25 protein-coding genes are annotated in these 22,533 nt (G+C 63.4%); 14 read left to right on the top strand and 11 right to left on the bottom strand.

Annotation, left to right across the window (positions count from 1 at the left end):
* Positions 1-95: 95 nt before the first annotated feature.
* Together trpA and trpB are read right to left on the bottom strand one after the other, a co-directional pair.
* Positions 96-908: a tryptophan synthase subunit alpha gene (gene trpA, locus NRG23_RS19000; RefSeq protein ID WP_016703927.1), complete on the bottom strand. Its 813-nt coding sequence runs from the start codon at positions 906-908 to the stop codon at positions 96-98.
* Positions 908-2,143 carry a tryptophan synthase subunit beta gene (trpB, locus tag NRG23_RS18995; RefSeq protein WP_009046242.1) on the bottom strand — a complete coding sequence of 412 codons (1,236 nt, stop codon included), beginning with the start codon at positions 2,141-2,143 and terminating at the stop codon, positions 908-910. Before trpB ends, trpA begins: the two co-directional genes overlap by 1 nt.
* Before the next feature lie 129 nt (positions 2,144-2,272).
* Here trpB and NRG23_RS18990 point away from each other — a divergent pair, with 129 nt between their 5' ends.
* Positions 2,273-3,166 (top strand): LysR family transcriptional regulator, encoded by an 894-nt coding sequence (locus NRG23_RS18990; protein ID WP_257371662.1) that lies wholly within the window; start codon positions 2,273-2,275, stop codon positions 3,164-3,166.
* On the opposite strand, the gene NRG23_RS18985 is transcribed toward NRG23_RS18990, so the two are convergent.
* Positions 3,163-3,489: a YqjD family protein gene (locus tag NRG23_RS18985; RefSeq protein WP_257371660.1), complete on the bottom strand. Its 327-nt coding sequence runs from the start codon at positions 3,487-3,489 to the stop codon at positions 3,163-3,165. The genes NRG23_RS18990 and NRG23_RS18985 overlap by 4 nt on opposite strands.
* A 158-nt stretch (positions 3,490-3,647) precedes the next feature.
* Between NRG23_RS18985 and NRG23_RS18980 the strand changes: the two genes are divergently transcribed.
* Positions 3,648-3,863, top strand: coding sequence for a dodecin (locus NRG23_RS18980; protein WP_009046244.1), 216 nt, complete (start codon positions 3,648-3,650; stop codon positions 3,861-3,863).
* 130 nt (positions 3,864-3,993) lie between these two features.
* Positions 3,994-4,218 carry a DUF1161 domain-containing protein gene (locus NRG23_RS18975; protein WP_009046245.1) on the top strand — a complete coding sequence of 75 codons (225 nt, stop codon included), beginning with the start codon at positions 3,994-3,996 and terminating at the stop codon, positions 4,216-4,218.
* Positions 4,219-4,377: 159 nt separating this feature from the next.
* Here NRG23_RS18975 and NRG23_RS18970 read toward each other — a convergent pair whose 3' ends face one another.
* Positions 4,378-5,379 (bottom strand): LLM class flavin-dependent oxidoreductase, encoded by a 1,002-nt coding sequence (locus NRG23_RS18970; protein ID WP_009041499.1) that lies wholly within the window; start codon positions 5,377-5,379, stop codon positions 4,378-4,380.
* Between the two features lie 242 nt (positions 5,380-5,621).
* On the opposite strand from NRG23_RS18970, the gene NRG23_RS18965 reads away from it, so the two are divergent.
* Both NRG23_RS18965 and NRG23_RS18960 read left to right on the top strand, forming a co-directional pair.
* Positions 5,622-6,053, top strand: coding sequence for an OsmC family protein (locus NRG23_RS18965; RefSeq protein ID WP_257371657.1), 432 nt, complete (start codon positions 5,622-5,624; stop codon positions 6,051-6,053).
* 236 nt (positions 6,054-6,289) lie between these two features.
* Positions 6,290-6,529 carry a DUF1161 domain-containing protein gene (locus tag NRG23_RS18960; RefSeq protein ID WP_009046247.1) on the top strand — a complete coding sequence of 80 codons (240 nt, stop codon included), beginning with the start codon at positions 6,290-6,292 and terminating at the stop codon, positions 6,527-6,529.
* 4 nt (positions 6,530-6,533) lie between these two features.
* On the opposite strand, the gene NRG23_RS18955 is transcribed toward NRG23_RS18960, so the two are convergent.
* Positions 6,534-6,953, bottom strand: a complete 420-nt coding sequence (locus tag NRG23_RS18955; protein WP_009046248.1) for a hypothetical protein — start codon at positions 6,951-6,953, stop codon at positions 6,534-6,536.
* Between the two features lie 42 nt (positions 6,954-6,995).
* Complete coding sequence (locus NRG23_RS18950; RefSeq protein WP_009046249.1) at positions 6,996-7,409, bottom strand: hypothetical protein; 414 nt, start codon at positions 7,407-7,409, stop codon at positions 6,996-6,998.
* A 59-nt stretch (positions 7,410-7,468) separates the two neighbouring features.
* On the opposite strand from NRG23_RS18950, the gene NRG23_RS18945 reads away from it, so the two are divergent.
* The gene (locus tag NRG23_RS18945) at positions 7,469-8,548 is read left to right on the top strand and encodes an aminopeptidase (protein WP_124339406.1); all 1,080 of its coding nucleotides are present in this window, start codon (positions 7,469-7,471) and stop codon (positions 8,546-8,548) included.
* An 88-nt stretch (positions 8,549-8,636) separates the two neighbouring features.
* Here NRG23_RS18945 and NRG23_RS18940 read toward each other — a convergent pair whose 3' ends face one another.
* From NRG23_RS18940 to NRG23_RS18930, 3 genes are all read right to left on the bottom strand, one after another.
* The gene (locus NRG23_RS18940; RefSeq protein ID WP_009046251.1) at positions 8,637-9,095 is read right to left on the bottom strand and encodes a transposase; all 459 of its coding nucleotides are present in this window, start codon (positions 9,093-9,095) and stop codon (positions 8,637-8,639) included.
* Between the two features lie 160 nt (positions 9,096-9,255).
* Positions 9,256-9,906 (bottom strand): HAD family hydrolase, encoded by a 651-nt coding sequence (locus tag NRG23_RS18935; RefSeq protein ID WP_041987875.1) that lies wholly within the window; start codon positions 9,904-9,906, stop codon positions 9,256-9,258.
* Between the two features lie 29 nt (positions 9,907-9,935).
* Positions 9,936-10,481: a gamma carbonic anhydrase family protein gene (locus NRG23_RS18930; protein ID WP_257371653.1), complete on the bottom strand. Its 546-nt coding sequence runs from the start codon at positions 10,479-10,481 to the stop codon at positions 9,936-9,938.
* Positions 10,482-10,583: 102 nt separating this feature from the next.
* On the opposite strand from NRG23_RS18930, the gene prlC reads away from it, so the two are divergent.
* Positions 10,584-12,635 carry an oligopeptidase A gene (gene prlC / locus NRG23_RS18925; RefSeq protein WP_124310000.1) on the top strand — a complete coding sequence of 684 codons (2,052 nt, stop codon included), beginning with the start codon at positions 10,584-10,586 and terminating at the stop codon, positions 12,633-12,635.
* Entirely contained in the window at positions 12,632-12,919 is a 288-nt protein-coding gene (locus NRG23_RS18920) for a YheV family putative zinc ribbon protein (RefSeq protein ID WP_124300985.1), read from the top strand. The genes prlC and NRG23_RS18920 overlap by 4 nt, the downstream gene beginning before the upstream one ends.
* Positions 12,920-13,054: 135 nt before the next feature.
* Here the strand turns inward: NRG23_RS18920 and NRG23_RS18915 are convergent, their stop codons facing one another.
* Positions 13,055-13,711, bottom strand: coding sequence for a tyrosine-protein phosphatase (locus NRG23_RS18915; protein ID WP_009046255.1), 657 nt, complete (start codon positions 13,709-13,711; stop codon positions 13,055-13,057).
* Between the two features lie 305 nt (positions 13,712-14,016).
* Here NRG23_RS18915 and NRG23_RS18910 point away from each other — a divergent pair, with 305 nt between their 5' ends.
* From NRG23_RS18910 to NRG23_RS18885, 6 genes are all read left to right on the top strand, one after another.
* Positions 14,017-14,766 carry a gluconate 2-dehydrogenase subunit 3 family protein gene (locus tag NRG23_RS18910; protein WP_038583305.1) on the top strand — a complete coding sequence of 250 codons (750 nt, stop codon included), beginning with the start codon at positions 14,017-14,019 and terminating at the stop codon, positions 14,764-14,766.
* A 2-nt stretch (positions 14,767-14,768) separates the two neighbouring features.
* Entirely contained in the window at positions 14,769-16,553 is a 1,785-nt protein-coding gene (locus tag NRG23_RS18905) for a GMC family oxidoreductase (protein WP_009046257.1), read from the top strand.
* Positions 16,554-16,565: 12 nt separating this feature from the next.
* Complete coding sequence (locus NRG23_RS18900; protein ID WP_009046258.1) at positions 16,566-17,891, top strand: cytochrome c; 1,326 nt, start codon at positions 16,566-16,568, stop codon at positions 17,889-17,891.
* Positions 17,892-18,054: 163 nt separating this feature from the next.
* A complete protein-coding gene (locus NRG23_RS18895) occupies positions 18,055-19,113 on the top strand; it encodes a PA0069 family radical SAM protein (protein WP_257371649.1) in 1,059 nt (352 codons plus the stop codon).
* 224 nt (positions 19,114-19,337) lie between these two features.
* The gene (locus tag NRG23_RS18890) at positions 19,338-20,072 is read left to right on the top strand and encodes a carbonic anhydrase (protein WP_009046260.1); all 735 of its coding nucleotides are present in this window, start codon (positions 19,338-19,340) and stop codon (positions 20,070-20,072) included.
* 89 nt (positions 20,073-20,161) lie between these two features.
* Positions 20,162-21,730 carry a SulP family inorganic anion transporter gene (locus NRG23_RS18885; protein ID WP_016703919.1) on the top strand — a complete coding sequence of 523 codons (1,569 nt, stop codon included), beginning with the start codon at positions 20,162-20,164 and terminating at the stop codon, positions 21,728-21,730.
* A gap of 132 nt (positions 21,731-21,862) precedes the next feature.
* Here the strand turns inward: NRG23_RS18885 and NRG23_RS18880 are convergent, their stop codons facing one another.
* Positions 21,863-22,513 carry a hypothetical protein gene (locus NRG23_RS18880; protein WP_009046262.1) on the bottom strand — a complete coding sequence of 217 codons (651 nt, stop codon included), beginning with the start codon at positions 22,511-22,513 and terminating at the stop codon, positions 21,863-21,865.
* Positions 22,514-22,533: the final 20 nt, after the last annotated feature.

The raw sequence follows: 22,533 nt of genomic DNA, 5'->3' as shown, positions 1-22,533 counted from the left end.
AAAAAGGGGTTCAGAACCTGGTCCTGAACCCCTTGGTCTTGCCGGTTTAGTCTGTGGATCCCGAGGCTAATTCCTCTGTATCAGGAACTTTACCCTCAGCTGACACGGGCTTGACGCACCCCTTCGGCGAGGGAGGCGCACAGGCTCAGCACGCCGTCCACGGCCTGTTCGGAGCTGGTGGCATTGGCGATCTGGTCGATCAGCGCCGAACCCACCACCACACCGTCGGCCAGGCGGGCGATGGCCGCGGCCTGCTCCGGGGTGCGGATGCCGAAACCGATGCTGATCGGCAGGTCGGTGTGGCGACGCAGGCGGGTCACCGCCTCTTCCACATGCTCCAGGGTGGCGGAACCGGCACCGGTCACACCGGCCACTGAGACGTAGTAGACGAAGCCCGAGCTGCCGTTCAGCACCTTCGGCAGGCGCACGTCGTCGGTGGTCGGCGTGGTCAGGCGGATGAAGTCGATACCGGCGGCCTGGGACGGGTCGCACAGCTCGGCGTTGTGCTCGGGCGGCATGTCGACCACGATCAGGCCGTCGACGCCGGCCTCCTTGGCTTCAGCGATAAAGCGCGGCACGCCGTAGTGGTGGATCGGGTTGAAGTACCCCATCAGTACCAGCGGTGTGTCGTTGTTGCCGGCGCGGAATTCGCGAACCATTTGCAGGGTTTTCGCCAGGTTCTGCTTGGCCGTCAGGGCGCGGATGTTGGCCAGCTGGATCGCCGGGCCGTCGGCCATCGGGTCGGTGAAGGGCATGCCCAGCTCGATCACGTCGGCGCCGGCTGCCGGCAAGCCTTTGAGGATCGCCAGGGAAGCGTCATAGCCCGGGTCGCCGGCGGTGACGAAGGTCACCAGGGCGGCGCGGTTCTGTTGCTTAAGCTCGGCAAAGCGCGTTTGCAGGCGGCTCATCAGTGTTTCTCCTGCTGGGAGTGCTCTTGTTGAGAGTGTTCCATGTGGTGCATCACGGTTTGCATGTCTTTGTCGCCGCGGCCCGAGAGGTTGACCACCATCAGGTGATCCTTGGGCAGGTTCGGCGCGCGCTTGAACACTTCGGCCAGGGCGTGGGCGCTTTCCAGGGCCGGGATGATGCCTTCCAGTCGGCAGCACTGGTGGAACGCGGCCAGGGCTTCGTCGTCGGTCACCGAGGTGTATTCGACGCGGCCGATATCGTGCAACCAGGCGTGTTCAGGGCCGATGCCCGGGTAGTCGAGGCCGGCGGAAATCGAGTGGGCATCGATGATCTGGCCATCCTCGTCCTGCAGCAGGAAGGTGCGGTTGCCGTGCAGCACGCCTGGCAGGCCGCCGTTCAGGCTGGCCGCGTGCTTGCCGGTCTCGATGCCGTAGCCGGCGGCTTCGACGCCGATGATCTGCACGCTCTTGTCGTCGAGGAACGGATGGAACAGGCCCATGGCGTTGGAACCGCCGCCGATGCACGCCACCAGGCTGTCCGGCAGGCGGCCTTCCTGGGCTTGCAGCTGTTCGCGGGTTTCCTTGCCGATCACCGCCTGGAAGTCGCGGACCATGGCGGGATAAGGGTGCGGACCGGCCACGGTGCCGATCAGGTAGAAGGTGCTGTCGACGTTGGTCACCCAGTCACGCAGGGCTTCGTTCATCGCGTCCTTCAGGGTGCCGGTGCCGGCGACCACCGGGATCACTTCGGCGCCCAGCAGCTTCATGCGGAACACGTTGGCCTGCTGGCGCTCGATGTCGGTGGTGCCCATGTAGATCACGCAGTCCAGGCCGAAACGCGCCGCCACGGTGGCAGTGGCCACGCCGTGCATGCCGGCGCCGGTCTCGGCGATGATGCGTTTCTTGCCCATGCGCCGCGCCAGGAGGATCTGGCCGATGCAGTTGTTGATCTTGTGCGCGCCGGTGTGGTTCAGCTCTTCGCGCTTGAGGTAGATCTTGGCGCCGCCGCAGTGCTCGGTCAGGCGTTCGGCGAAATACAGCGGGCTTGGACGGCCGACGTAGTCGCGCTGGAAATAGGCCAGTTCCTTGAGGAACTCCGGATCTTCCTTGGCCGCTTCGTATTCGCGGGCCAGGTCGAGGATCAGCGGCATCAGGGTTTCGGCGACGTAACGGCCGCCGAACGCGCCGAACAGGCCGTTGGCATCAGGACCGTTGCGCAGGTTGGTCTGGGTCATTGGGGCGCTCCCGGTGATTCGTCAAAAGGGTGAATGCGTGGACAGGCAATGGCGTTCACTCTACCCCTGACGCCCCAGGCTGAAAACCGATAAGATCGCCACAACCTGTCAGAAAAACTCACATATCCCATGAGCCACGACCTGCCCCCGCTGAACGCCCTCCGGGCCTTCGAAGCCACCGCCCGCCTGAACAGCGTCAGTCAGGCGGCCGAGCAGCTGCACGTCACCCATGGCGCGGTCAGCCGCCAGTTGAAAGTGCTTGAAGAGCATCTCGGGGTGAGCCTGTTCGTCAAGGAAGGACGCGGCCTGAAACTCACAGATGCCGGGGTGCGCCTGCGCGATGCCAGCAGCGATGCCTTCGAGCGCCTGCGCACGGTCTGCGCCGAGTTGAGCCAGAGCACCGCCGATGCGCCCTTCGTGCTCGGTTGTTCCGGCAGCCTGCTGGCGCGCTGGTTCATTCCGCGCCTGGGGCGGCTGAATGCCGACCTGCCGGACCTGCGCCTGCACCTGTCGGCCGGCGAAGGCGATCTCGACCCGCGCCGGCCGGGGCTGGATGCCTTGCTGGTATTCGCCGAGCCGCCGTGGCCGGCGGACATGCAGGTCTTTGAACTGGCCAGCGAGCGCATCGGCCCGGTGCTCAGCCCGCGCTACAGCCGTTACGAGCAACTGCGCGAGGCGCCGGCCAGTGCGCTGCTCAACGAGACATTGCTACAGACCAGCTCGCGCCCGCAGGCCTGGCCCAGCTGGGCACGGCAGAACGGCATCGACGCCGGGGCGTTGAAGTTCGGGCAGGGTTTCGAGCATTTGTATTATTTGCTGGAGGCCGCGGTGGCCGGGCTGGGCGTGGCGATCGCGCCGCAGCCGCTGGTGGCCGAGGACCTGCGTGCCGGGCGCCTGGTTGCCCCGTGGGGTTTCTGTGAAACCCCGGGGCAACTGGCGTTGTGGCTACCCAAGCGCGCCGCGGACGGACGCGCCCGGCAGCTGGCGCAGTGGCTCCGTAATGAGCTGCGCCAGACTCCTTAATTGCCGCGTATGCACAGCAGGTAAGCGGCCAGCAGGCCCAGCGCGCCCACGGCGACGCCGGCGGTGGTCCAGGGGTGTTGCTGGGCGTAGTCGCGGGTGGCGATCCCGGTTTCACGGGTTTTCACTTTGACTTCTTCATAGGCATCGCTGAGCAGGCTGCGCGAATGTCTCAGCGCGCTCTCGGCGTTGCTTTTCAGTGCCTTGAGGGTTTTGCGCGACTCGTCCGAAGCATCGTCCTTGAGGCTTTCCAGGGACTTGAGCAGACTTTCGATCTCGGCTTCCATGCTTTCCAATGAGGCTTTGCGTAGCGAAGTGTTGGCCATGGTGGCTCTCCTGCATTGTTGATTGAGGGGTCTGTAGGGTCCGACTGCGCGGCCTGGCGAAAGTGCATTAAATCTGCATGACGATGGGCCCGGGGCTTATTCCAGTGTTGCTGGTAATCGCTGCTAGGCTTTGATCTACCTCATAAGGAGAGAGCGCCATGTCTGATCATCACACCTACAAGAAAGTCGAACTGGTCGGTTCGTCCCCTAGCAGCATCGAAGACGCCATCAACAATGCGCTGGCCGAAGCCAGCAAAAGCATCAAGCACCTGGAGTGGTTCGAGGTCACGGAAACCCGCGGGCACATCCTTGATGGCAAGGCCGCGCATTTCCAGGTCACGCTCAAGGTCGGTTTCCGCATTGCCAACAGCTGAACCTGGACTAGGCTGTTGAACTTGGGCGCTGGCCGATTGCCATAGGGAATGGCAAAGCGCTATATCTGCCTCGATGCCGAGCAGGCCGGGGCTTGACGCTTATTTTTGATTCGACCAGGGAATGTGACCGATGAAAAAACTGGTAATGGCTTTAGCGTTGTTGAGTGTCGCGGGAACAGCCCTTGCTGCCGGCAAATCATGCGAAGAGCTGAAAAGCGAAATCGCCGCGAAGATCGATGCCAAAGGCGTGTCGGGTTATTCGCTGGAAATTGTCGACAAAGGCAGCGCGACTGACGGCAAAGTGGTCGGTACCTGCGAAGGCGGTACCAAGGAAATCGTCTACAAGCGCGGCTGAGCCCTCGTAGAAATGAACAAAGCCGACGCAATGCGTCGGCTTTTTTGTGCCCGGTTATTACTCAGGCCAGGCGCCCCTGTAGCCGCTGCCGCAGGCTGCGATCGCGGCCGAAGGGCGCGCAAGGCCTCAGGATCACAGAATCCTTTGGCCCGATTGCACTCAACCTTTCATGACCTGCGCCAGCAATTCGTAGGAATGCAGGCGGTCGGCGTGTTCGTACAGGTCGCAGGTGAAGATCAGCTCATCGGCGCCGGTCTGTTCGATCAGCACTTCGAGCTTGGCGCGGATCTTCGCCGGGCTGCCGATCATGGCCAGGCCGAGGAAGCTGCCCACGGCTTCTTTTTCATGGGGCAGCCACAGGCCGTCCATGCTCTTCACCGGTTTGCGCTGCACCAGGCTCTGGCCGCGCATCAGCGCGAGGATCCGCTGGTACACCGAGGTCGCCAGATAGTCGGCCTGTTCGTCGGTATCGGCCGCCACCAGCGGCACGCCGAGCATCACATAAGGCTTGTCGAGCACGGCCGAGGGCTTGAAGTGATTGCGGTACACGCGAATCGCCTCGTGCATGTAGCGCGGCGCGAAATGCGAGGCGAAGGCGTAAGGCAAGCCGCGCTCACCGGCCAGTTGCGCACTGAACAGGCTGGAACCCAGCAGCCACACCGGCACCTGGGTACCGGTCCCTGGTACCGCGATCACCCGCTGTTCCGGGGTGCGTGGACCGAGGTAGGCCATCAGCTCGGCCACGTCTTCAGGGAAATCGTCGGCGCTGCCGGAACGTTCGCGGCGCAGGGCGCGGGCGGTCATCTGGTCCGACCCCGGCGCGCGTCCCAGGCCCAGGTCGATGCGCCCCGGGTACAGGCTTTCCAGGGTGCCGAACTGCTCGGCGATTACCAGCGGCGCATGGTTGGGCAGCATCACGCCACCGGAACCGACGCGAATGCTCGAGGTGCCGCCGGCCAGATAACCCAGCAGCACCGAGGTCGCGGAGCTGGCGATACCGTCCATGTTGTGGTGCTCGGCGACCCAGAAGCGGGTGTAGCCGAACTTCTCTACATGGCGGGCCAGGTCCAGGGAATTACGCAGCGATTGCGCCGGGCTGCCGTCCTCGCGCACGGGGACCAGGTCGAGGGTGGAAAACTTAACGTCGGACAGTGGTTTCATAAGCCTGCTTCTCCAATGGTGTGCAGGCCTTTGTCATGAGCCAAAACCTGCCGAATGCTGAAAGCCTGTTTCATGCAATGTGGGCATATACCCGAGTTTCAATAGCCAAGCTGAATTTGCTGTCCGGATAAACGGCGGATTCAGACAGGATGAACTTCGCCAGGCCTTCTATCCTCTAGAACCCTGAGTAGCAGAAAACCACAAGGGCGCGGTCTTTCGCGCCCGTTCTCGAGGAGACAGACATGAGCATCACCAAGAAAGCATCGGCTCACTGGGAAGGCGACCTGAAAACCGGCATTGGCTCGATTTCCACTGAAACCGGGGTACTGCGCGATGCACCTTACGGCTTCAAGGCGCGTTTCGAAGGCGGCAAGGGCACCAACCCGGAAGAACTGATCGGCGCCGCGCACGCGGGGTGTTTTTCCATGGCCTTCTCGATGATTCTCGGCGAGGCCGGGCTCAAGGCCGACAGTATCGACACCAACGCCGAAGTGGCCCTGGACCAGGTCGATGGCGGTTTTGCGATCACCGCGGTGCACCTGATCCTCAAGGCGAAGATTCCCGGCGCCAGCCAGCAGCAGTTCGATGAACTGAGCAAGAAGGCCAAGGAAGGTTGCCCGGTGTCCAAGGTGCTGAACGCCAAGATCAGCCTGGATGCGACGCTGGTCAGCTGAGCCACGGTCCAACCGTTACAACCGTTACAACCGTTACATCGCATCGCGAGCCAGCGAACGAGGCCTTTTGCAGGAGCAACCGGCCGCCGTTCGCTGGCTCGCGATTGCGTTTTCTTCGCAACACTCCCGCGCCAGATATGCGCGGCGTCAGAACTCGCTTCATGAAAATGTGGTCGAATGCACGACTGCAGGCTCAGCCCATGACCGTGGGCGCTGCATCAAGGGGAGCTCCACTCATGAAACGTTTTGTCCTGGCAGTTGTTTGTAGCGCGCTGGCCACCTCGGCCCTGGCGGCTCCGAAGGATTGCGAAGAACTCAAGAAAGAGATTGAAATCAAGATCCAGGCTAACGCCGTGCCCTCCTACACCCTGGAGATTGTCAGCAAGGAGGAAGCCGAAAAGCATGACGTGGCCATGGTGGTCGGTACCTGCGAAAACGGCACCAAGGCGATCATCTATCAGCGAAACGACAGCTGATCGTTCAGATCACGCAGTTGACCATGTGGTCTTCGGCCAGCAGCTCACGCTTGGCGTTGTACAGCCGGGCACTGGGAGAGAAACCCAGCGAGCGGGCTTCCAGCAGGTAACGCTGGCCGGCTTCGAAATGGTCGTAGCGCACGCTCAGGTAGCACAGGCGCTCGGCCGGATCGTTCATCATGCCGAAGCGCCCGCTGAACACCTCGAAATCGAAACGCACCATCAACTCGTGACTGCCCGGGGTGACCTGGAAGTAGCGGCCGTCGGTCAGGCGCTGGTTGTCCAGGCGCTCGGCCATCAGCAGCTTGCCGCCCGGCGTCGGGGTGGCGAAATCGACCCAGGCCTGTTGCGGGTCCACCGCCGGCAGGGGGCTGGAGCAGGCAACGAGGCCGGTCAGGGCAAGCAGCAGCAAAGGTTGGCGCATGAGGTCGGGCCGTCCGGGGAAAGGCCTCAAGCATAGCGCCGATCAGGTGCGCTGGCAGCCCGCTGGTTGGCCGGTACCCACCAGATTACGCTGCTGGTCATAGAGCTTGGCCCAGGGCCGGAAGCCGATATTGCCGGTCTGCAACTGGTAGCGCTGGCCGGCGTTGAAGTCCTTGTACTTCACGTTCAGCTGGCAATCGCGCCACAGCGGTTCGCTGTCCGGGCCGATATTGGTGGGCTCCACGGCGAACTGGTAGCGCACCTTCAGCTCATGGTTGCCGGGCTGGACCTCGAAATATCGACGGTCCACCCAAGCCTTTTCGTCGACCTCCAGCGCCTGCAGCGCGCTGTCCTGGTGGGTGTCGAGATCGATCCAGGCTTGCGTCGGATCGGGGGCGGGCAATCCGGCACAGCCGCTCAGGGTCAACAGTCCGGTGGTCAGCAGCAACACGCGCATAGCGAAACTCCAGGCAGGCGAGATAGTCTTGGGGGCAGACTCTCGAAGGATGATTCGATTTGATTAGGCCGCGTTCAAGCCATGGGTTACTTGATCATCTTTTGCGCTTTTTGTTTCCGGGCTTGCTGCTTTTGTTGCTCAACGGTTGTTCCAGCGTGGGTTACTACGGCCAGCTGGCCAGTGGCCAATGGCGTCTGTTGCAGGCCCGCACGCCGGTCGAGCAGGTCATCGCCGACCCGGCTCGCGACCCGTTATTGCGCGCCCATCTGGCCCAGTCGCAGAAGGCCCGGCGCTTCGCCAGCCAGCACCTGCACCTGCCGGACAACCAGAGCTACCGCCTCTACGCTGACATCGGCCGGCCTTACGTGGTGTGGAATGTATTCAGCACCCCCGAGTTTTCCCTGAGCCCCAAGACCCACTGTTTCCCGATTGCCGGCTGCGTGGCCTATCGCGGCTACTACAGCCAGGGCGCGGCCCGGGGCGAGGCGGCCTTGCAGAAACAGCAGGGCATGGATGTGGCCATCGGCGGGGTGGAGGCCTACTCGACCCTGGGCTGGTTCAACGACCCGATCCTCAGTTCGATGCTGCATTGGGGCGACGAGCGCCTGGCGACCCTGATCTTCCACGAGCTGGCCCATCAGCGCTTCTATGTGAAGGACGACACCGAGTTCAACGAGTCCTTCGCCACCTTCGTCGAGCAGGAAGGCACCCGGCAATGGCGCGCGGCCCGGGGCCTGGCGCCGGCCAGCGATGCCCTGGTCAAGCAGAAGGACCAGTTCATCCAGCTGATCCTCGATACCCGCCAGCGCCTGGAACGCCTGTATGCCCTGCCGCTGCCAGCCGAGCAGATGCGCCAGCGCAAGGCCGCCGAATTCGAACGGCTGCGCCGGGATTACCGCCAGCTGAAGGACAGCCAATGGCAGGGCGACTCGCGCTACGACTTCTGGATCAACACCCCGCTGAACAATGCCAGGCTGTTGCCTTTCGGCCTGTACGACCAGTGGGTGCCGGCGTTTGCCGCCTTGTTCAAGCAGGTGAACGGCGATTGGCGGGCGTTTTACCAGGCGGTGGAGAAGCTCGGCGCGCTGCCGGCTGAAAAGCGCAAGGCGGCGTTGCAAACATTGATGGATGGCGCCTGAAAGGACGCTATCGCGGGCAAGCCTCGCTCCTACAAAGGGCGTACGTGCTTCTGTAGGAGCGAGGCTTGCCCGCGATGAGCCCGGATCGTCAAACCCATATCGCATCCCAAAGCGAATAATCCCCCACCCGCTTCACCAACCCCGCGCGTAACGGGTTGGCCACGATATACCGTGCGACAGCCTGTAAATCCTCTTCCTTGCGAATGCCTCGATCATGGTACCCACGTTGCCAGACCGCCCCTTTGCGCCGCCGCTGGCGATTCAACGATACGCAAATGCGCGAGCGAGTCCTGCCCATCAACACTGGCAACGTGGAGCCATGCAGTTCGACCAACCAGTGAAAATGATCGGGCATGACGACAAAGGCCAGCGAGTGGGCGAGTTGCTCCTGCTCGGCCTGTTTGAACGCAGCCACTGCCAAGCGGCCCGAGTGGAAATCACTGAATAGCGGTTCCCGGTTTTGGGTGACGGAGGTGAGAACGTAGATTTGACCGGGCTGCGAGTAACGCCCAGTACGCAGGCGATGGGCGTGGGGTTTGCTGGGCATGGGAGATCCTCCTTGATCGTGTTTTTCAGGCTAGATCGAAGAAGGGCGGAACGGTGTATGTCTGTTGTGCGGGATGTGTCTGGGGGGACGCTATCGCGGGCAATCGAGCGTCGACCGGCCTCTCCTACAGAAGCACGCAAGCCCTGCGATAGCGATCGGCTCAGCGTTGCAGGAACGCCTGATGCAGTTCATCCAGGGTCTGGAAGTGATAGGCCGGTGCCTCGGCGCTCAGTTCTTCGTGGCTGCCGAAGCCGTAACCCACCGCCGCCGCATCCAGCCCGTTGCGGCGGGCGCCGATCAGGTCGTGCTTGCGGTCGCCGATCATCAGGGTATCGCTCGGGTCCAGGCCTTCTTCGCTGATCAGGTGGCGAATCAGCTCGACCTTGTCGGTGCGGGTGCCGTCCAGTTCGCTGCCGTAGATCACCTTGAAGTGCCGGGCGAAATCGAAGTGCCGGGCGATCTCGCGGGCGAACACCCACGGCTTGGACGTCGCGATGTACAGCTGGCGGCCCTGCCCGCCGAGGGTTTCCAGCAGGGGCGTGACGCCGTCGAACACGCGGTTCTCATACAGGCCGGTGACCTTGAACCGCTCGCGGTAGAAATTCACCGCCTCCCAGGCCCTGGCTTCGTCGAAACCGTAGAACTGCATGAACGCCTGCAACAGCGGCGGGCCGATAAAGTGTTCCAGCTTGCTCAGGTCGGGTTCGTCGATGCCCAGCTTGCCGAGGGCGAACTGGATCGAGCGGGTAATGCCTTCGCGCGGGTCGGTCAGGGTGCCATCGAGGTCGAACAGAACGGTTTGGTAATGCATGGGGGATTCCTGGGCAGTGGGTCGGGGGCTCAAGCCTGGTCGTAGCCTTCGGCCAGGTGCAGGTCCTTGAGCTTCACGTAGTTGGTGGCGCTGTAGGTGAAGAACGCGCGCTCCTTGTCGGTCAGCGGGCGGGCCTGTTTCACCGGGCTGCCGACATAGAGGAAGCCGCTTTCCAGGCGTTTGCCCGGCGGCACCAGGCTGCCGGCGCCGACGATCACGTCGTCTTCCACCACGGCGCCGTCCATGACGATGCTGCCCATGCCGATCAGCACCCGGCTGCCGACGCTGCAACCGTGCAGCATCACTTTGTGGGCGATGGTCACGTCGTCGCCGATCAGCAGCGGGAAACCATCCGGGTTGAAGGGGCCGGCGTGGGTGATGTGCAGCACGCTGCCGTCCTGCACGCTGGTGCGGGCGCCGATGCGGATGCGGTGCATGTCGCCGCGGATCACCGTGAATGGCCAGACCGAGCTGTCGGCACCGATTTCGACGTCGCCGATCACCACCGCCGAGCTGTCGACGAAGGCCCGCGGGCCAAGGATGGGCGTGTGGTTCTGATAGCTGCGAATGGCCAAGTTGGATACCTGCTCTGACATTTATTAATGGGGTCGATAGCTGCGATGTGCGTCGATTGTAATTAAGATGGGGCCACGTTTCTTCCAGCCAAGGTGCCAACCGTGAGTGTGAACAACCCTCTTCTGCAGCCCTACGACCTGCCGCCGTTTTCGGCGATCCGCGCCGAGCACGTACAGCCGGCCATCAAACAGATCCTGGCTGACAACCGCGCCGCCATCGCTGAAATCCTCAAGAACCAGGGCGCGCAACCGACCTGGGCCGGCCTGGTGCTGGCCATGGACGAACTCAACGACCGCCTGGGCGCGGCCTGGAGCCCGGTCAGCCACCTCAATGCCGTGTGCAACAGCGCCGAACTGCGCGAAGCCTATGAGTCCTGCCTGCCGGACTTGAGCGCCTACGCCACCGAGCTGGGGCAGAACCGTGAGCTGTTCCAGGCCTTCGAAGCCCTGGCGAGCAGCCCGGAAGCCGCCGGTTTCGACGTGGCGCAAAAAACTATCCTGGAACACTCCCTGCGTGACTTCCGCCTGTCGGGTATCGACCTGCCGCCAGAGCAGCAGAAGCGCTACGCCGAAGTGCAGAGCAAGCTTTCCGAGCTGGGCAGCCGCTTCTCCAACCAACTGCTCGACGCCACCCAGGCCTGGACCAAGCACATCACCGACGAAGCGGCCCTGGCCGGCCTGACCGCTTCGGCCAAGGCGCAGATGGCTGCCGCGGCCCAGGCCAAGGATCTGCAAGGCTGGCTGATCACCCTGGAATTCCCCAGCTACTACGCGGTGATGACCTACGCCGAAGACCGCGCGCTGCGCGAAGAAGTCTACGCCGCCTACTGCACCCGCGCCTCGGACCAGGGCCCGAACGCCGGCCAGAATGACAACGGCCCGGTCATGGAAGAAATCCTCGACCTGCGCCAGGAACTGGCCCAACTGCTGGGCTACGCCAACTTCGCCGAGCTGAGCCTGGCCACCAAGATGGCCGAGTCCAGCGACCAGGTGCTGAGTTTCCTGCGGGACCTGGCCAAGCGCAGCAAGCCGTTCGCCGCCCAGGACCTGCAACAGCTCAAGGCCTACGCCGCCGAACAGGGCTGCCCGGACCTGCAAAGCTGGGACAGCGGTTTCTACGGCGAGAAGCTGCGCGAGCAGCGCTACAGCGTGGCCCAGGAAACCCTGCGCGCCTACTTCCCGATCGATAAGGTGCTGGGCGGCCTGTTCGCCATCGTCCAGCGCCTGTACGGCATCGAGATCGCCGAACTGAAAGGCTTCGACACCTGGCACCCGGACGTGCGCCTGTTCGAGATCAAGGAGAACGGCCAGCACGTGGGCCGCTTCTTCTTCGACCTGTATGCCCGCGCCAACAAGCGTGGCGGTGCCTGGATGGATGGCGCCCGTGATCGTCGCCGCACTTTCGACGGCGTGCTGCAAAGCCCGGTGGCCAACCTGGTGTGCAATTTCACCCCGGCCGACAGCGGCAAGCCTGCCCTGCTGACCCACGATGAAGTCACCACGCTGTTCCACGAATTCGGCCATGGCCTGCACCACCTGCTGACCCGCGTCGAACATGCCGGTGTTTCCGGCATCAACGGCGTGGCCTGGGATGCGGTGGAGCTGCCGAGCCAGTTCATGGAGAACTGGTGCTGGGAGCCGGAAGGCCTGGCGCTGATCTCCGGTCACTATGAAACCGGCGAGCCGCTGCCCCAGGACCTGCTGGAAAAGATGCTCGCGGCGAAGAACTTCCAGTCCGGCCTGATGATGGTGCGCCAGCTGGAGTTCTCGCTGTTCGACTTCGAACTGCATGCCACCCACGGCGATGGCCGTGCCGTGCTGCAAGTGCTCGAAGGCGTGCGCGACGAGGTCTCGGTGATGCGTCCGCCGGCCTACAACCGTTTCCCCAACAGCTTCGCGCACATCTTCGCCGGCGGTTACGCGGCGGGTTACTACAGCTACAAGTGGGCCGAAGTGCTGTCGGCCGATGCCTTCTCGAGGTTCGAGGAAGAAGGCGTGCTGAATGCCGAGACCGGTCGCGCGTTCCGCGAAGCGATCCTGGCCCGCGGCGGCTCCCAGGAGCCGATGGTGCTGTTCGTCGACTTCCGCGGACGCGCACCGTCGATTGACGCACTCTTGCGCCATAGCGGCCTGACCGAGGACGCAGCGGCATGAGCGAGGGGCCAGTGAAGACGAAAAAACGCTTTATCGCCGGGGCGGTCTGCCCGGCGTGCAGCGAGCAGGACAAGTTGATGATGTGGAGCGAAGACGACGTTCCCCATCGCGAGTGCGTGGCCTGCGGGTATTCCGACACCCTGAATGAACAGGGCCTGTCGGTGCCCAAGGAGCTGGGCACGCGGGTCAACACCACGGCCCTCAAGGTGCTGGATGCCAAGGTCCAGTCGGTGCAGTTTTTCCCCAACCCCAAGTTGAAGAAAAAGACCGACGAGCCCAAGTAACTGCAAATCCCCTGTAGGAGCGCAGCTTGCGCGCGATAGCGGTGTATCAGGTACACCGCGGTGCTTTGATCGCCAGCAAGCTTGGCTCCTACCGGGATGCGGTCGAAGCTCAATTCTGCAGCTTCACGCAGCCGGTCAATTCGCTGGCTTGCTGACGCTCACCGTCTCGAACCAGCTCTTCACCGAACAGGTGGCGAACACGCTGGTGCTGCAATCGCCATTGGCCAGGGCGGTGCGCAATTTGTCGACATCGGCCTGCATCATGTAGCGAATGCCGTCCTTGAAGTGGGAACTGTCACCAAACCCGCCTCCGGTCATTTCATTCAGCGCCTCCTCCTTGCTCCAACCCTGAACCACCACTCGATACATCGCCGACATCAGGCCGGTGCGGTCCGAGCCGTGCTTGCAGTGCATCAACACCGGGCCGTCGCTTTCGGCGCTCTGGATCGCGCGCAAGGCCGCCAGCACGTCGGCGTCATCCACGTGATTGGTCCGGTAAGGCAATTGCACCTGCTTGATTCCCGGGGCCTGCAGCCAGCTGGAATCGGACTCCGGCAGGAAGTTGATCACCGTGCCCACCTTGAGTTTTTCCAGCAAAGGCACGGCGCCGCCGTCCGGCAAGGCGCTGCGGTACAGCGTCGGCGACATCTGGTACAGGTTGTAGTGGGTTTCCACGGGCTGGGCCCACTGGGCCGGGCGGGTCGTGCCGGTTTCGGCGGCCTGCGCCTGGGGCCAGGCGAGCAGCGTCAGCAGGGACAGGCAGAGAGCGGGAAGGATACGAGAGTTGTGCATGCAGAAGGCCGTGACCGGAAATGGGGTGGAGAGAGCCTAGCTTCCATCCGGACCGGTCAACGCCCTGTGAGGCGCTCGTCAAAGAAACGTGAAGTCGCTGCGATAGAGGTTTTTTCTCGGCAATCGCGACTTTTTTGCAACGCAAACGATTTATTCGAATGCTTAGCCTGCTACCATTTGTAACCAAAATTTGCTGAACTGTGCTTTCCCCGGCCTCGGGATCGACCCGTTGCGCCGCCAGAACGACAAGCCACGCCATGACGCGGCTGCCCAACCCGTGAATGCCTAGTGTGAGGTGCACCCCCATGTCTGATCACGATCAAGACAACCCGCGGCGTGAGTTTCTGCGCAAATCCCTGACCTTGATCCCGGTGGTCACGGTCGCCAGTACCGGCCTGGGCAGCTCGATGCTGATGGCCGCGCCCGAAGCGCCCAAGCCGGTCGAGCCGGCCCGAACCCCGGTCAGCACCAATGCTGACGCTTACCAGCCAAGCTATTTCACCGCCGAAGAATGGGCCTTTGTCCAGGCCGCGGTAGAGCGTCTGATCCCGGCCGACGAACAAGGCCCGGGTGCCCTGGAAGCCGGCGTGCCGGAATACATCGACCGGCAGATGAACACCCCCTACGCCGCGGGTGCCCTGTGGTACATGCAAGGCCCGTTCAACGCCGACGCCGCGCCGGAGATGGGCTGGCAGAGCAAGCTGGTACCCAAGGAGATCTACCGCCTGGGCATTGCCGCGACGGATGCTTGGTCGAAAGCCTTCAACGGTAAAACATTTGCCGCGCAAGACAGCGCTACCCGAGACGATTTGCTCAAGCAGCTCGAAGCGGGAAAACCTCAATTCGACAGCGTTCCGCCGAAGATTTTCTTCAACCTTCTGCTGCAAAACACCAAGGAAGGGTTCTTCTGCGACCCGATCCACGGCGGCAATAAAGGCATGGTCGGCTGGACGTTGATCGGCTTCCCCGGCGCGCGCGCCGATTTCATGGACTGGGTGGAACGCAACGAGCAATACCCTTTCCCGGCAGTGTCGATTCGCGGCGAGAGGGCTTGAGCATGGCAACGGTAATGAAGAAGGTCGATGCGGTGATCGTCGGGTTTGGCTGGACCGGCGCGATCATGGCCAAGGAGCTGACCGAGGCCGGGCTCAACGTGCTGGCGCTGGAGCGCGGGCCGATGCAGGACACCTACCCGGACGGCAACTACCCGCAGGTGATCGACGAACTCACCTACAGCGTGCGCAAGAAACTCTTCCAGGACATCTCCCGGGAAACGGTGACCATTCGTCACAGCGTCAACGACGTGGCCCTGCCGAACCGCCAGCTGGGCGCGTTCCTGCCGGGCAACGGCGTCGGCGGTGCCGGCCTGCACTGGTCCGGCGTGCATTTTCGCGCCGACCCGATCGAGCTGCGTATGCGCAGCCACTACGAAGAGCGCTACGGCAAGAACTTCATCCCCAAGGACATGACCATCCAGGACTTCGGCGTCACCTACGAAGAGCTGGAGCCGTTCTTCGATTACGCGGAAAAAGTCTTCGGTACCTCAGGTCAGGCCTGGACCGTGAAAGGCCAGCTGGTCGGTGAAGGCAAGGGCGGCAACCCTTACGCGCCGGACCGTTCGGACCATTTCCCGCTGGAGTCGCAGAAGAACACCTACTCCGCCCAGCTGTTCCAGAAAGCCGCCGGCGAAGTCGGCTACAAGCCCTACAACCTGCCGTCGGCCAACACCTCGGGGCCGTACACCAACCCCTATGGCGCGCAAATGGGGCCGTGCAACTTCTGCGGGTTCTGCAGCGGCTATGTCTGCTACATGTACTCCAAGGCTTCGCCGAACGTGAACATTCTGCCGGCCCTCAAGCCGCTGCCGAATTTCGAGCTGCGCCCCAACTCCCACGTGCTCAAGGTCAACCTCGACAGCACCAAGACCCGCGCGACCGGCGTTACCTACGTCGATGGCCAGGGCCGCGAGATCGAGCAGCCGGCGGACCTGGTGATCCTCGGTGCCTTCCAGTTCCATAACGTGCGCCTGATGTTGTTGTCGGGCATCGGTAAGCCGTATGACCCGATCACCGGCGAAGGCGTGGTGGGCAAGAACTTCGCCTACCAGAACATGGCCACCATCAAGGCCTACTTCGACAAGGACGTGCACACCAACAACTTCATCGGTGCCGGCGGCAATGGCGTGGCGGTGGACGATTTCAACGCCGACAACTTCGACCACGGCCCGCATGGCTTCGTCGGTGGCTCGCCGTTCTGGGTCAACCAGGCTGGCAGCCGGCCGATCGCCGGGACCTCCAATCCACCGGGCACCCCGGCCTGGGGCAGCGCCTGGAAGAAGGCCACCGCCGACTACTACACCCACCAGGTGTCGATGGACGCCCACGGCGCCCACCAGTCCTACCGCGGCAACTACCTCGACCTCGATCCGGTGTACCGCGACGCCTACGGCCTGCCGCTGCTGCGCATGACCTTCGACTGGCAGGAAAACGACATCAAGATGAACCGCTTCATGGTCGAGAAGATGGGCAAGATCGCCGAGGCGATGAACCCCAAGGCCATCGCGGTGCTGGGCAAGAAGGTCGGTGAGCACTTCAACACCGCGTCCTACCAGACCACCCATCTCAACGGGGGTGCGATCATGGGCACCGACCCGAAAACCAGTGCCTTGAACCGTTACCTGCAGAGCTGGGACGTGCACAACGTGTTCGTCCCGGGCGCTTCGGCCTTCCCCCAGGGCCTGGGCTACAACCCGACCGGCCTGGTGGCCGCGTTGACCTACTGGTCGGCCCGCGCGATCCGCGAGCAGTACCTGAAGAACCCCGGCCCGCTGGTCCAGGCATAAGGAGCGATGACCATGAAAACCCTCGTTATCGCGACCCTGGCCCTGCTCGGCAGCGCTTCCCTCAGCGCCGCCGAAACCGATCGGCAAGCCTTGATCAAGCAGGGCGAATACCTGGCCCGCGCCGGTGACTGCGTGGCCTGCCACACCGCCAAGGACGGCAAGCCGTTCGCCGGCGGCCTGCCGATGGAAACCCCGATCGGCATGATCTACTCCACCAACATCACCCCGGACAAGACCGGCATCGGCGAGTACAGCTTCGACGACTTCGACAAGGCCGTGCGCCATGGCGTGGCCAAGAGCGGCAGCAGCCTGTACCCGGCCATGCCCTACCCGTCCTATGCGCGGGTCAGCGACGCCGACATGCAGGCGCTGTATGCCTACTTCATGCAAGGCGTGGCGCCTGTGGTCCAGGAGAACCGCGACAGCGACATCCCCTGGCCGCTGAGCATGCGCTGGCCGTTGGCGGGCTGGCGCTGGATGTTCGCGCCGAGCGTGGCGGACCTGCAAGGCAACGGCCAGGCCAAGGCAGGCGAAGACCCGGTGGTCAGTCGCGGTGCCTACCTGGTGGAGGGCCTCGGCCACTGTGGCGCCTGCCACACGCCGCGCGCCCTGACCATGCAGGAGAAGGCCCTGAGCGCCAGCGAAGGCAGCCACTTCCTGGCCGGCAGCGCGCCGCTGGAAGGCTGGATCGCCAAGAGCCTGCGCGGCGACCACAAGGACGGCCTGGGCAGCTGGAGCGAAGAGCAGCTGGTGCAGTTCCTCAAGACCGGTCGTAGTGATCGTGGCGCGGTGTTCGGCGGCATGAGCGACGTGGTGGTGCACAGCATGCAGTACATGTCCGAAGAGGACCTGACGGCCATCGCCCGTTACCTCAAGTCGCTGCCGGCAGTGGATGCCAACGACCAGCCGCACCAGTACGACAAGGCGGTGGCCGAGGCGTTGTGGAAAGGTGACGACAGCAAGCCGGGGGCGTCGGTGTATGTCGACAACTGTGCGGCGTGCCACCGTACCGACGGCCATGGCTATACCCGGGTGTTCCCGGCGCTGGCGGGCAACCCGGTGCTGCAAAGCGCCGATGCCACGTCGCTGATCAATATCGTGCTCAAGGGCGGCACCTTGCCGGCGACTCATACCGCGCCATCGACCTTCACCATGCCGGCCTTCGCCTGGCGGCTGTCGGACCAGGAGGTGGCCGATGTGGTCAACTTCATCCGCACCAGCTGGGGCAACCAGGGTTCCGAGGTGAACGCCGCGGACGTGGCGGGGCTGCGCAAGGGCGACCTGCAAAGCACCTCGAATGACGATCTGGGGCAGGGGACCAAGCACAGCGGTGGCTGACCGGCCTTTTTCGCGAGCAAGCTCGTTCCTACAGGGATGCGTGTGTTCTCTGTAGGAGCGAGCTTGCTCGCGATCAGCGCCGAAGGCGCGCTCCGCCCGACGGCGCTTTGCAGAAATTCGAACCTCCGATACTGTATATGAATACAGTATCGGAGCGCCTCCCATGTTCAGCCCCCTGCCCCCTCGCGGCCGTGGCACCGCGACCAATCCGCACAACCGTTTTGCGCCCCAGCGCTCGGTGGCCTTCGATGACGGCTGGTACCAGGAAGCCCCGCTGACCCAGGGCACCGAGGTGCGCCTCGAGACGGCGAAATCCATCATCACCCGCAACAGCTCGCCGGACCTGCCCTTCGACCGCTCCATCAACCCCTATCGCGGTTGCGAGCACGGCTGCATCTACTGTTATGCGCGGCCCAGTCATGCCTATTGGGACCTGTCGCCGGGGCTGGACTTCGAGACCAAGCTGATCGCCAAGACCAATGCCGCGGCAATGCTGGAACAGCAGCTGTCCAAGCCCGGCTACAAATGCGCGCCGATCAACCTGGGTTCCAACACCGACCCCTACCAGCCCATCGAGCGTGAGCACCAACTGACCCGCCGGACTCTGGAGGTGCTGCTGCGCTACCGGCACCCGGTGACCATCGTCACCAAGGGCTCGCTGATCCTGCGCGATCTCGACCTGTTGGTCGAGCTGGCCGAGCAGCGGCTGGTGGCGGTGATGATCAGCCTGACCACCCTGGACGACGAGCTCAAGCGCATCCTCGAACCCCGGGCGGCGGCGCCCAAGGCGCGATTGCGGGCGATCCGGGTGATGCGCGAGGCGGGGATTCCCGTAGGGGTGCTGTGTTCGCCGATGATTCCGATGATCAACGACAGCGAACTGGAAAGCCTGCTCGCCGAGGCCCATGCCGCGGGCGCGCAAAGCGCGGCCTACATGATGCTGCGCCTGCCCCTGGAAGTGGCGCCGCTGTTCGAGGAATGGCTCAACGCCCACTACTCGCAGCGGGCGGCCCATGTCCTGAGCCTGATCCGCCAGTGTCGCGGCGGCGAGCTGTACGACAGCCGTTTTGGTGCACGGATGCGCGGCGAAGGCCCCTTCGCGGCCCTGTTGGCGCAGCGTTTCGCCAAGGCCAGCAAACGCCTGGGGCTCGATCGGCGCGAAGGCTACAACCTCGATTGCACGGCCTTCTGTCCGCCGGGTGGGCAGATGTCGTTGCTGTAGGGGTTATTGGCCTATGGTGGAGTTATAGGCTGGTCACCTTTTTGCATCGCCAATAGTGGCGTTTTAGAGCGCTCCGTTCAGTTTGAGTTAAGTTTGGAAGGCTACCTTGTTCACCGAGTGACCGATGGGTCGCTGTCGGCGGTCTGGTCGTTTTTTAATCAATCGCTGGCGTCGTGCCGGATAAAACTGGAAAATTCACCTAATCCGTCAAAAGGGGATGAATCATGAGTGACAAGGATAAACAGCCGTTGGCTGCGTCGGCTTCAGCGTCCACGGAGGTCGCCGAAAGCGCCGATGCAGCGCTGCAGATAATCGTTGACGGCTTTTTGCATTTTCATCACGAGGTCTTCCCACAGCAGGAAGAACTGTTCAAGAAACTCGCCACGGCCCAGCGGCCGCGGGCGATGTTCATTGCCTGCGCGGATTCGCGCATCGTTCCCGAACTGATTACCCAGAGCGCCCCGGGCGACCTGTTCGTGACCCGCAACGTCGGTAACGTGGTACCGCCTTACGGGCAGATGAACGGCGGTGTGTCCACGGCCATCGAATACGCGGTCATGGCGCTGGGTGTGCACCACATCATCGTTTGCGGCCATTCCGACTGCGGCGCCATGCGCGCGGTGCTCAACCCGCAGAGCCTGGAAAAGATGCCGACGGTCAAAGCCTGGCTGCGCCACGCCGAAGTGGCCAAGACCATGGTCCAGGAGAACTGCGACTGCGCCGACGAGAACGCCAGCATGCATGTGCTGACCGAAGAGAACGTCATCGCCCAGTTGCAGCATTTGCGCACCCACCCTTCGGTGGCTTCGCGCATGGCCAACGGCCAGTTGTTCATCCATGGCTGGGTATACAACATCGAAACCAGCGAAATCAAAGCCTACGACGCGGATCAAGGGTGTTTCCTGCCGTTGGACGGACGCCATCCGATCCCGGTTGCGACGCCTAAAGCGCGCTTCTAAATCCTCCTAAATCCCAGTGGGGTTCAGCCATGACTGCTGTCAGTGCGGTCAGGCTTTGCCACGCCTGAAAAAAGTTCGGGAGAATCATCATGCGTGCAGCACAACTGAAAGCTGTTTTGCCACGGGAGCTGCTCGCTTCCGTGGTGGTGTTCCTGGTGGCCCTGCCCTTGTGCATGGGTATTGCCATCGCTTCCGGCATGCCGCCGGCCAAGGGTCTGATCACCGGGATCATCGGTGGCCTGGTAGTGGGCTGGCTGGCGGGCTCGCCCTTGCAGGTCAGCGGTCCGGCCGCGGGGCTGGCGGTCCTGGTGTTCGAGCTGGTGCGCCAGCACGGTATCGCCATGCTCGGGCCGATCCTGCTATTGGCGGGTTTCCTCCAGTTGGTGGCCGGGCGCTTGCGCCTGGGCTGCTGGTTCCGGGTCACGGCGCCAGCGGTGGTCTACGGCATGCTTGCCGGGATCGGGGTGTTGATCGTGCTCTCCCAGGTGCACGTGATGCTCGATGCCCAGCCCCAGGCGTCCGGCCTGGATAACCTCGCGGGTTTCCCCGAGGCGGTGACCCAAGCCTTGCCCAGCCTGGGCGGCGGCTTTGGCTGGCAGGCCGGGTTGCTCGGCCTGTCGACCATGGCGGTGATGTTCCTGTGGGAAAAACTGCGCCCGCATTCGCTGCGCTTCATCCCTGGTGCCCTGCTGGGTGTCGGCCTGGCGACCTTTGCCAGCCTGCTCCTGGCGCTGCAGGTCAAGCGGGTCGAGGTACCGGAAAACCTCGCCGAGGCAATCGACTGGCTGCGCCCGGCCGACCTGCTCAACCTGGCGGACCCGACACTGCTGATCGCAGCCTTTGCCGTGGCCTTTATCGCCAGCGCCGAAACCCTGCTGTCCGCTGCCGCGGTGGATCGCATGCACAGCGGTACGCGCTCGGATTTCGACCGTGAACTGTCGGCGCAAGGGATCGGCAACATGCTCTGCGGGTTGCTCGGCGCCTTGCCGATGACCGGGGTGATCGTGCGCAGTTCGGCCAACGTCCAGGCGGGCGCGACCACGCGGTTGTCGGCGATCTTCCACGGCCTGTGGCTGCTGGCGTTCGTGCTGTTGCTGTCCAGCGTGCTGCAAAGCATTCCGGTGGCCAGCCTGGCGGGCGTGCTGGTGTACACCGGGTTCAAGCTGGTGGACCTCAAGTCGTTCCGCAAGCTGGGCCGTTATGGGCCGATGCCGATGCTGACCTACGGCGTGACCGCGCTGGCGATTGTCTTCACCGACCTGCTGACCGGTGTGCTGATCGGTTTCGGCCTGACCCTGGTGAAGCTGGCCTGGGGCGCTTCGCGACTGAAGATCAGCCTGGTGGACCTGCCCGCCGAAGGCGAAATGGAGCTGCGCCTGGTAGGCGCCGCGACCTTCCTCAAGGTGCCGGCCCTGACCCAGGCACTGGGCAGCATCCCGCCGGGCACCACGGTGCATGTGCCGCTCAATAACCTGGGCTACATCGACCATGCCTGCCTGGAACTGCTCGAGGAGTGGGGACGGGCCAATGCGGCCAAGGGCTCGAAGCTGGTGATCGAGTCGCGCGGGTTGAAGCGCCGGCTGGAGGGGCGTTTGCACACCAACGTCGGCGTGAGTCCGGCCTCGAAGCTGGAGGCGAAAGGCTTGAGCCGGGCGTAAGTCTGTAGCCCTGTAGCCGCTGCCGCAGGCTGCGATAAGGTCCGAAGGGCCTTCAGCGGCGGTGATATCGCTGCGACCGTGCCGGTCGATCGCAGCCTGCGGCAGCGGCTACAGGGGCGCCACCTGCAATCCTCAGGCAGCCGGCTGGTCGAGTTCCAGCTCCACGCCCAACTGGCGCGACAGGCACGGCCAGCGTTTCCAGGCGGCGTCGGTGTCGGGGCTGCTGAGCTTCTCACGGTAGGCCTCGACCGACTCCAGGGCGAAGCTTTCTTCATTGAGCATCGCGTCGACCGCATGGTGCACCGCTTCGTCCAGCTGGTTGGCGAAGGTTTCGCCGATCAACTGGTGGGCGATCAGGTTGGCCACCGTGGTGTCCAGCGGGATCAGCGGCTGGCCGAAATGGGTGATGTACAGGTCGTTGACCTCTTCCACCAGGCGATGGGCCAGATAGGCTTCGTCCAGCAGGCTGTCCAGGCCTTCGTGGCCGGCCATGATGGCGGGCGGCTGGAGGAAGAACTGCTCGGCGATCTTCAGCACCGGCTTGATCTGCGACTCGATGCCGGCTTCGCGCGCGACTTCGTTGGCGGCGTCCAGCAGGTCGGGAACCTGATCGATATAAGCGGCGACAAAACGGGTCATCACCCCCTGGGCGTCCAGTTCGGGGAGCTGGATGGCGGGGTGCAGGTGTGGCAATTGGGTTTCCAGCTGGCGGCGCAAATGCCCGGTGCTGGACTCATGTTGATGGGCTCGTTGGATCTGCTCGCGCAATGCGGCGGTGTTCATGAATACTCCAGGAAACAAGG

This window comes from Pseudomonas sp. T8 (genome assembly GCF_024610635.1).
In the GTDB taxonomy this organism is placed as follows: domain Bacteria; phylum Pseudomonadota; class Gammaproteobacteria; order Pseudomonadales; family Pseudomonadaceae; genus Aquipseudomonas; species Aquipseudomonas chlororaphis_I.
This window is presented reverse-complemented; position numbering and strand designations above follow the sequence as displayed.